Raw genomic sequence first — 9,353 nt, 5'->3', positions numbered from 1 at the left:
GGGTACCACATCGCTGCGCGATGTGCAAGCGAACCCCCGTGCTGCGCACGGGGGTTGCGCTCCCGCTCCGCGGGAGCGCTGGCGGGTGGCTGCGCCACCCGCGCAACCTGTGGGCTGCGCCCACAGGTTGACGCTCCGTTCGCTGCGCTCCCGGAGCGGCGGGACTTCGTCCCGCTACCGGGCTTCCGCTGCGCTGCAGCCCGGGTCGGCGGGTCCGCTGCGCTCCCCCGCCTGACGCTCCTTCCGGCTGCGCCTCCAGGACCGTTGGGGCCCGCTGGCGCGGGCCGGGCTGGCTGCGAGAGTGGGGGGTGCTCGTTCGTTTCGGGTGCCGGTGCAGCGGGTGCATCAGATTGATGCACCATGTAGTGTTGGTGGAAACACGGGACACCCTCCAACCACCCGATGCGGGCCCGGATGCCCGCGCCTTCCGGAAAAGGGAAAACGCATGTGGAGTGCTCAGGACGTGGCGCGGGATCAGGTCCGGCGTCAGGCGGATGGCCTGGACGTCGCCGCCGTTGCGGAAAAGGTCGCGGAGGCCGCTGTCCGTGAGCGGGAGACCGCGGAGCAGTTGAGGGGGAACGGTTCCTTCTACGCGTTCGAGATGGACCGGGAGCGGTTGGCTGTCATCTGGCTGGCCCAGCACGCTGAGTGGCAGCGCGTCAGGGACTTGATGACTGCGGCCGGTTGGAGCGTGTACGAGCCGGAACGGGACGCTCAGGGCTCGGTGTGGGCTCGTGAGCGTGAGGAACGGCTTGCCGGTGCTCTTGCGGCACAGGACGCCTTGGGGGAACGGCGGGGGGAGGAAGCGGATGAACTGCGAGCGGAGGTCCGGCTGTCCGCCGCGTCCAGTCGGCTGATCCAGACGGTGGCCAACCGGACGGGGCTGCGTCCCTCTGAGGTCCTGGCCCAGCTGGCCGAGCGGATCGTGGTGGGCGAGGACGGTACGGTGTCCGTCCCGCCCTTCACGCCGTCCTGGTGATTTCCCAAGCGAGCAGAAAAGAAGGTAAGGGGAGGAGTCTGGGAATGCTGGGTATTCGGCTTCGGGAACACCAGGTCGATCAGAAGTCGGCGTTTCGGAGGTGGGTGGGATTTCCTGCAAGGTCGTCTGTGCCGCCGGAGGGGGCGCGGGGCACGATCGTGTCCGCGACCGGATCGGGCAAGACGATCATGGCTGCCGCGTGTGCGCTGGAGTGCTTCCCGGGCGGGCGGATCCTGGTGACCGTGCCGACCCTGGACCTGCTCGCACAGACCGCTGAGGCGTGGCGGCTGGTGGGCCACCGCTCCCCGATGGTCGCGGTGTGCTCGCTGGAGAAGGACGAGGTCCTGGAGCGGCTCGGGGTGCGCACCACCACCAACGCGATCCAGCTCGCCCTGTGGGCCGGGAGCGGGCCCGTCGTCGTGTTCGCCACGTACGCCTCTCTCGTGGACCGTGAGAATCCAGAGGACCCCTTGGGTCAGGGGAAGGTGCGCGGGCCTTTGGAGGCTGCCCTGGCGGGTGGGCAGCGGCTGTACGGGCAGCGGATGAGCGGTTTCGACCTCGCGATCGTGGACGAGGCCCACTCCACTGCAGGTGATCTTGGCAGGCCGTGGGCGGCGATCCACGACAACCAGCGGATCCCGGCGGACTTCCGGCTGTACCTGACCGCGACCCCGCGCATCCTGGCCGCGCCCCGGCCGCAGCAGGGCACGGACGGGCGCGAGCTGGAGATCGCGAGCATGGCCGACGACCCGGACGGGACCTACGGTCCGTGGCTGGCCGAGCTCGGGCTCTCGGAGGCGATCGAGCGGGGCATCCTCGCCGGATTCGAGATCGACGTCCTCGAGATCCGCGATCCCTCCCCCGTCCTTGGGGAATCGCAGGAGGCGCAGCGGGGCCGGCGCCTGGCGCTGTTGCAGACCGCACTTTTGGAGCACGCGGCGGCGTACAACCTGCGTACGGTCATGACCTTCCACCAGAAGGTGGAGGAGGCCGCCGCGTTCGCGGACAAGCTGCCCGAGACCGCTGCCGAGCTGTACGCAGGCGACGCCACCGGCGACGATCTGGCGGCTGCGGACCGGCTGCCGAAGTCGTCGATCGACGCACGGTTCTACGAGCTGGAGGCCGGCCGCCACGTCCCGCCGGAGAGGGTGTGGTCGGCGTGGCTGTGCGGCGACCATGTGGTGTCCGAGCGGCGCGAGGTGATCCGGCAGTTCGCAGGCGGGATCGATGCCGCGGGCCGGCGCGTGCACCGGGCGTTCCTGGCGAGCTGTCGCGTACTCGGGGAGGGCGTGGACATCACCGGCGAGCGGGGAGTCGAGGCCGTCTGCTTCGCCGACACCCGCGGCTCCCAGGTGGAGATCGTGCAGAACATCGGCCGGGCCCTGAGGCTCAACCGCGACGGCTCCACGAAGGTCGCCCGGATCATCGTGCCGGTGTTCCTTCAGCCCGGCGAGGACCCGACCGACATGGTCGCCTCCGCCTCGTTCCGCCCTCTTGTCGCCGTTTTGCAGGGCCTGCGCTCGCACGATGAACGACTCGTCGAGCAGCTCGCCTCCCGCGCCCTCACCAGCGGACAGCGCACCGTGCACGTGAGGCGCGATGTGGACGGGCGCATCGTCGGCGCCGGCGGTGAGGGTGACGGCGAGGACCAGGAGCAGGGCGACACCGACGGCGCCGCCGGGTCGGCGCTGCTGCGCTTCTCCTCTCCCCGGGACGCCGGCACGATTGCGGCGTTCCTGCGCACCCGGGTCTACCGGCCGGAGTCCCTGGTGTGGCTGGAGGGCTACCAAGCTCTGCTGCGCTGGCGAGCCGAGAACAAGATCACCGGCCTCTACGCCGTGCCCTATGACGTCGAGACCGAGGTCGGGGCGACCAAGGCGTTTCCACTGGGGCGGTGGGTGCACCAGCAGAGGAAAACGCTGCGGGCCGGGGAGCTGGAGGAGCGGCGCAAAGAACTGCTCGACTTGCCGGAGGCCGGCATGGTGTGGGAGCCCGGTGAAGAGGCGTGGGAGAACAAGCTCGCCGCGCTGCGGTCGTACCGGCGCGCCACGGGGCACCTTGCTCCGCGGCAGGACGCGGTGTGGGGTGAGGGCGAGGCGATGGTGCCCGTCGGGCAGCACATGGCCAACCTCCGCAGAAAAGGCGGCCTGGGCAAGGACCCGCGGCGGGCCGCGGCGCGCGCGCAGCAGCTGGCCGCGATCGACGAGGACTGGAACTGTCCGTGGCCGCTGGACTGGCAGCGCCACCACCGCATCCTCGCCGACCTGGTCGACGCCGACGGTGTACTGCCCGACATCGCCCCCGGGGTGCTGATGGACGGCGACGACATCGGACGGTGGCTTCAGCGGCAGAAACAGCCGGGTACCTGGGCACAGCTGTCCGACGAGCAGCAGGAACGGCTCTCCGGGCTGGGCGTACAACCGCTTGAGATCCCGTCGCCCGCTCCGGCGACCCCGCGTGCGACGAAGGGCCCGGCCAAGGCGCAGCAGGCCTTTCAACGAGGCCTCGCGGCCCTCGCACAGTGGGTGGAACGGGAAGGCGCCCACCGGCCGGTACCCCGCGGCCACAGCGAACAGATCACTATCGACGGCCAGACCGAGCCGGTCACGGTCCGGCTCGGCGTGTGGGTCTCGAACGTGAAATCGAGGTGGGACAAGCTCGCCTCCGAGCAGCAGGCCGCCCTCGCTGCGCTGGGCGTCCCCTGGGCAAAGGCCGCGCCGGTGCCGAGTCAGCCCGGTGCCCCGGATTCGGCGGATGACGTCTCCGTCCAGCCCGTACCGTCGGACGTGTCAGGGCAGGAATGCCACGACCGAGGCGACGCCATGGCGGAGGAAGAGCGCCAGGTCCAGGCAGCGCAGGGCAGGGAGCGGGTGAGGCGCATGAACGAACTGATGCGCAACCACACCAAGGCCGAACTGCTGCGCATGGCCTACGAGGGCGGCCTGGTCCGCCATAACTCCCCCGAGAAGTGGCGCAAGGACGAGATCGCCTCCACCGTCGTGGACATCGAACTCCGGAGCGCTGTCCAGCCGGCCCAAGCCTGATCTGCCGAAGACACCACGCCTGCAGCGAAGGGTTCTCATCCGTTCGAGTGAGCGGCGTGGATCGGAGCATCTGCGCTTCTGCTCATGTACTTGGCTTCGGGTATGGAGCCTCGCGGAGTTGTTGGTGTGGCCGGAGATGCGGCGGGCGATTTCAAGGTGTCCGCCGCAGCTGTGGCTACTAGGGCGCGTATTGGGTCGTGATCAATCTGCGGGTTTCGCTCTTGGGGCGGGACCTGATCCGGTAGATCGTTTTATGTGACGCGAGTGCAACTGACGGATGCGGAGTGGGAGTTCATCGGCCCGTACCTGCCGATCGGCCAGTACGGGCCGTACCCCGAGCGGCTGCGGCAGCAGTTCGAGGGCGTGATCTGGCGGTTCAAGACGGGCGGGCAGTGGCGGGAGATGCCGACCGAGTTCGGCGCCTGGTCAACCGTTTCCAACCGCTTCCGGCAGTGGCGTGACGCGGGTGTGTTCGAGGCCCTGCTGGAGGGGCTGATCGCGGAGGCCGCGAAGCGGGGCGAGGTGGACTTGTCCCTGGTCAGCATCGACTCCACCACCGCGCGGGCCCACCACGACGCCGCGGGGATGCACCTGGACGAGGACGTGCTCACCGCGTTGGAGAAGGCTGCCGCCGAGGAGGAGAAGGCCAGGTCAAAGGGGGCAGCTACGAAGAACGAAACGGGCAGGACGCCGAAGCCGATCCTGAGCGGGAAGAGCGACGACGCATCCGGCGCCGGCGAAAGCTCCGGCTGAAGGCGGCCCTTCTCGGACGCTCGCGGGGCGGGCAGACGAGCAAGGTCCACCTCGCCGCGGACCGCAGGTGCCGCCCGCTGGTGTTCGTCCTGACCGCTGGACAGGCCGCCGACAGCCCGCAGTTCATCCCGGTGCTGGGGAAGATTCGGGTCCGCGGTCTTGTCGGCCGCCCCCGTACCCGGCCGGACGCGGTCGCCGGGGACAAGGCCTACTCATCCCGCCGCAACCGCGCCCACCTGCGGAAACGCCACATCAAGGCARTCATCCCGGAGAAGTCGGACCAGGCCGCCAACCGGAAGAAGAAGGGCTCCAGGGGCGGCCGGCCCGTCCGCCACGACGCCGACCTCTACAAGGAGAGGAACACCGTCGAGCGCCTGATCAACAAGCTGAAGGCCTGGCGAGGTATCGCCACCCGGTACGACAAGACCCCGGAGAGCTACCTCGCCGGCCTCCACCTGCGCGCCTCGATGATCTGGATCAAAGACCTCACCCGAGGCGCCCATTGATCACGACTCGATACGCGCCCTAGCCGGGTCGACGCGTGCTTTCGGGATCCTCTGGGACAGGCACATCAGGTCTCGTGGCTCGAGGCCGCGCAGGACGTCGTCTTCGAGGACTGTCCCGTGATTCGGTCGTTTCCCGTCCGGTATGGGCGGCGCGTTGCTCCGGGGTGGTGGTGGTCGTCGACCAGTGGGCGGCTGGTGGCATACGGGTCCGGTGCGATGCGGGCCCAGCTCATGCTGCTGGATCGGGATCCGGGGGTTGTGGCGTTGGCCTGCCGGCCGGTGGAGCTGGTGTGGCGTGAGAACGGCGGCAGAGTCGTCGGGCATGCGCCGCAACTGATGGCCAGGCTGAAGAACGGCAGTGGTCTGCTGGTCGACTGCGTGGGACGCAGCGGCCCGTCGGCCCGGTTGGCTGGGCGGGCGCGGATCGTGACTGCTGCTGCGGAGGCGGCGGGCTGGTGCTACCGGTTCGCAGAGCCGCCGGATCCGGTGCTGGTGGCCAATGTGCGGTGGCTGGCGGGCTACCGACATCCCCGGCACGGTGCGGGACCGTGGCTGCCGAGGCTGATGGCGGCGTTCGGCAATCCACGGCCTGCGGTGGAGGCGGTGCGGGAGCTGGGTGACCCGATTGCCGTCTGGCCTGCGGTCTTTCACGCCTTGTGGAGCGGTGTGCTGCGTGTGCGGTTGAACGAACCACTGCACGAGCGTGTCACCGTCTCGGTGGCACGGCAGGAGGCCCAAGCAGCGTGACACAGGCGGTTGTCGAGGTCGGGGCGCGCCTTCGCTACGACGGGCGGGTATGGACGGTGGCCGTGCTGGAAGGTGCCCGGGCCACGCTGGTGGCCGACGAGGGTGCTGCGGCGGTGGTGCTGCTGCCCTACCTGTTCTCCGATCCGTCCTTCGAAGTGGAAGGCGGGTCGGCGCCGGGGAGGGTGCCGCCGTTCGGGCTGCTGGAGACGCTGCCGGCAGAGGTGCGGGAGCGGGCGTTGGCGTGGCAGCGGCATGTGCGGGAGGTGGAGACCGGCTTCCCCGACGCGGCCGGGCAGGGGGTTTTGCGTGAGCAGTTCGACCCGGCGACCCGGAGTCTGGCGCAGCGGGAACAGGCGAAGGCGCAGGAGCTGGTGGCGGCGGGCTGGTCGGCGAGTGTGGCGACGGTGCGTCGGATGCGGGCGCGTTACCGCAGCGAGGGTTTGTGGGGGCTGGTGGACGGCCGGGCGGTGCGGGAGCGGTCGGTGGTGGGGCGGGCCGATGAGCGGGTGGTTGCGGCGATCAGGTCCGTGCTGGAGGAGCAGCGGGAGCGGTCGACGGGCACGCTGGTGCGGCTGCGCCGCCGGGTGGGGTGGCTGCTGGAGGAGGAGCACGGCGCGGGGGTGGTGGCTCTGCCGCCGGTGTCGACGTTCAACCGGCTGGTGCACGCGGTGGCCGATGGGCAGGGGCTGCTGGGGACGGCGGCGCAGCGGCGGTGGCACGCGTCGCGGCCGGCGCCGCCGTTCACGCCGACGGTGGCACTGCGGCCGGGTGAGCTGGTGATGCTGGACAGCACGCCGCTGGACGTGCTGGCGGTGTTGGACGACGGCGTGGCCGGCCGGGTCGAGTTGAGCATCGCGCTGGATGTGGCCACGCGCAGCATCTGCGCGGCGGTGCTGCGTCCGGTGGGCACAAGGTCGGTGGACGCAGCGATGCTGCTGGCGCAGATGGTGGTGCCGGCGGCGATGCGGCCGGGCTGGGACGCGGCGTTGTCGATGCAGCGGTCGGTGATCCCGTATGAGCGGCTGGTGGCTGTGGATGCGCGGCTTGAGGGGGTGGCTGCCCGGCCGGTGATCATGCCGGAGACGGTGGTGGTGGACCAGGGCCGGGTGTACGTGCCGGCTTCGTTCGTCTCGGCGTGCGAGAGCCTGGGGGTGTCGGTGCAGCCGGTGCCGCCGGCGAACGGCCCGGCGAAGGGGAACGTGGAGCGGACCTTCCGCGCCATCGCCGACGGCTTCAGCCAGTACCTGCCGGGCCACACCGGCTCGGATGTCTCCCAGCGGGGCACGGCGGCGCAAGGGGATGCGTGCTGGAGCCTGGCGCAGCTGCAGGAGCTGCTGGACGAGTGGGTCATCTGCGGGTGGCAGGAGCGTCGGCACGAGGCGCTTCGGCACCCGATGATGCCGCAGGCCGCCGTCTCCCCGAACGAGATGTGGGCGGCGCTGGTAGCTGTGGCCGGGTATGTGCCGGTGCCGTTGTCTGCCGACGACTACGTCGAGCTGCTGCCCGTGCGGTGGCAGACCATCAACGACTACGGCATCCGTTTCGGCTACCGCACCTACGACCACCCCGGCCTGAACCTCCACCGGCGTCGCCGCTCGGCTCGGGCTGACAAGAACGGTCGGTGGGAGGTGCATCACAACCCCTATGACCCGAACCGGGTGTGGGTGCGCCTGCCCGAAGGCTGGCTGGAAGTGCCGTGGGTCCACGCGGAGGCGGTCCGGCGCCCGTTCACCGCGTTCACCTTCGACCACGTCCGCCGCACCATGGAACGCCGTGCAAGCCGCGAAGAGCATGAGGCCGCAATCGCCCAGGCGCTGGATGAGCTGCTACGCCGTGCGAGCCAGGGGCTGGGCAGTAAGCGCGAGCGGACGGTAGCCGCCCGGGCTCATGCTGCCGCGCAGATGACAGACCCCTCCCCCGCTATGGACCCGCAGCAGTGGCCTGCGCCTCTCGCGCCGGGGACCTCGTTCGGGCTGCCCGGCTCCTTCACCGTCCCACTCGAGGATGCCGATAGCTGGGACACCGACGACGGCCTGGACGCCATCGAGGACGACCTGGACGGCGACGACTACCTTCTCGCCGCCCTCGCTGACGGCCGGGACACCGCGGCAGGCCACACGGATCAGGCATCCGAGTCGACGGCTGAAACGGCCCGGGACCAGGCCGCTGAGCAGACGCTGGACGCCGCCGGGGCGGGCGGCATGCGCATCTACGACCCGTACCAGGAGGCACAGGCATGGTGACGACAGCGCAGTCCGCCACCGCGCAGCACAGCATCTTCAACCCGCTGACCACGTGGGACGGGTGGCAGCAGTTCGTCGACACGCCGCACGCACCGGCACGGGACGCCGGCGACCAGGAATGGACGCTGGAGCAGCGGGAGGACTACCACGCGCGGTTCGTGGTGCTGAAGACCCCCACGATGGACACCATCTCCACCGCGGTGCGCCGTCTGCTGCTGCTCAACCGCGGCCAGCAGGGCGGAGCCCGGCGCGGCCTGATCATCTCCGGGCCGGCCACCACCGGGAAGACCACCGCGATGCAGCAGCTCGGGCGCACCGTCGAACTCGCCGACCGGCGCCGCCATTCGAACCAGGACAGGCGTCTGCCGGTGCTGTTCATCACCGTGCCGCCGTCCTCCACCCCGAAGATGCTCATCAGCGAGTTCGCCCGCTTCCTGGGCCTGCCGACGCTGGAGCGGATGAATCAGATCCAGATCACCAACGCCGTGTGCGAGCTGCTGTGCGAGATGGGCACCCAACTGGTCCTGGTCGACGACGTGCACCTGATGGACACCCGCAGCCGGGCCGGCGCCGAGACCTCTGATCAGCTGAAGTACCTCGGCGAGCGGATCCCGGCGACCTTCGTCTACTCCGGAATCGACGTCGAATCCTCACCCCTGCTGACCGGGGTGCGCGGCTCCCAGCTCGCCGGCCGCTTCAAAATCGTGCGCAACCAGCCCCTGCGCTACGGCAGCAGCGCGGACCAGCAGATCTGGCACGACCTGGTGCGCGGCATGGACAGCGCCCTGCGGCTGCGCCACCACCGGCCCGGCACATTGGTCACGCATGCCGCCTACCTGCACGCCCGTACCGGCGGCCGTATGGGCAGCTTGTCCCACCTGATCAGGGAGGCCGCCCTGGTGTCTCTGCTGGACGGGACCGAGAAGGTCACCAAGAAACTGCTCGAACAGATCGAACTCGACACCGCCGCCGAACAACGGGCCCGGGCACCGCACCGCCGCCGGACGCCCACGCAACGCCAGCCCTGACCCCTGACCTACGGCGTCTGCCTCAACCGACCATCCCGATCCCCCATTCGGCC

General features: G+C 70.1%; 5 protein-coding genes and 1 pseudogene. All 6 read left to right on the top strand.

The genetic code is table 11. The features are described from left to right. Nucleotides 1-445 precede the first annotated feature (445 nt). The 6 genes and pseudogenes from DIZ27_RS37425 to DIZ27_RS37400 all read left to right on the top strand — a co-directional run bounded on the left by DIZ27_RS37425 (nucleotide 446) and on the right by DIZ27_RS37400 (nucleotide 9,300). A complete protein-coding gene (locus tag DIZ27_RS37425; RefSeq protein WP_109382849.1) occupies nucleotides 446-979 on the top strand; it encodes a hypothetical protein in 534 nt (177 codons plus the stop codon). Nucleotides 980-1,023: 44 nt separating this feature from the next. Next, nucleotides 1,024-4,023 carry a DEAD/DEAH box helicase gene (locus DIZ27_RS37420; RefSeq protein WP_109382848.1) on the top strand — a complete coding sequence of 1,000 codons (3,000 nt, stop codon included), beginning with the start codon at nucleotides 1,024-1,026 and terminating at the stop codon, nucleotides 4,021-4,023. A 255-nt stretch (nucleotides 4,024-4,278) separates the two neighbouring features. Beyond that, nucleotides 4,279-5,282, top strand: a pseudogene (locus DIZ27_RS37415) (IS5 family transposase). A 117-nt stretch (nucleotides 5,283-5,399) separates the two neighbouring features. After that, nucleotides 5,400-6,029 (top strand): TnsA-like heteromeric transposase endonuclease subunit, encoded by a 630-nt coding sequence (locus DIZ27_RS37410; RefSeq protein ID WP_375232050.1) that lies wholly within the window; start codon nucleotides 5,400-5,402, stop codon nucleotides 6,027-6,029. Beyond that, the gene (locus DIZ27_RS37405; protein WP_109382846.1) at nucleotides 6,026-8,272 is read left to right on the top strand and encodes a DDE-type integrase/transposase/recombinase; all 2,247 of its coding nucleotides are present in this window, start codon (nucleotides 6,026-6,028) and stop codon (nucleotides 8,270-8,272) included. The genes DIZ27_RS37410 and DIZ27_RS37405 overlap by 4 nt, the downstream gene beginning before the upstream one ends. Beyond that, nucleotides 8,266-9,300 carry a TniB family NTP-binding protein gene (locus tag DIZ27_RS37400; RefSeq protein WP_109382845.1) on the top strand — a complete coding sequence of 345 codons (1,035 nt, stop codon included), beginning with the start codon at nucleotides 8,266-8,268 and terminating at the stop codon, nucleotides 9,298-9,300. The genes DIZ27_RS37405 and DIZ27_RS37400 overlap by 7 nt, the downstream gene beginning before the upstream one ends. Nucleotides 9,301-9,353: the final 53 nt, after the last annotated feature.

The organism is Streptomyces sp. NWU339 (assembly GCF_003143855.1).
Lineage (GTDB): Bacteria > Actinomycetota > Actinomycetes > Streptomycetales > Streptomycetaceae > Streptomyces.
Note: the sequence above shows the minus strand (reverse complement) of the source record. Positions and strands in the feature narration are given on the sequence as shown.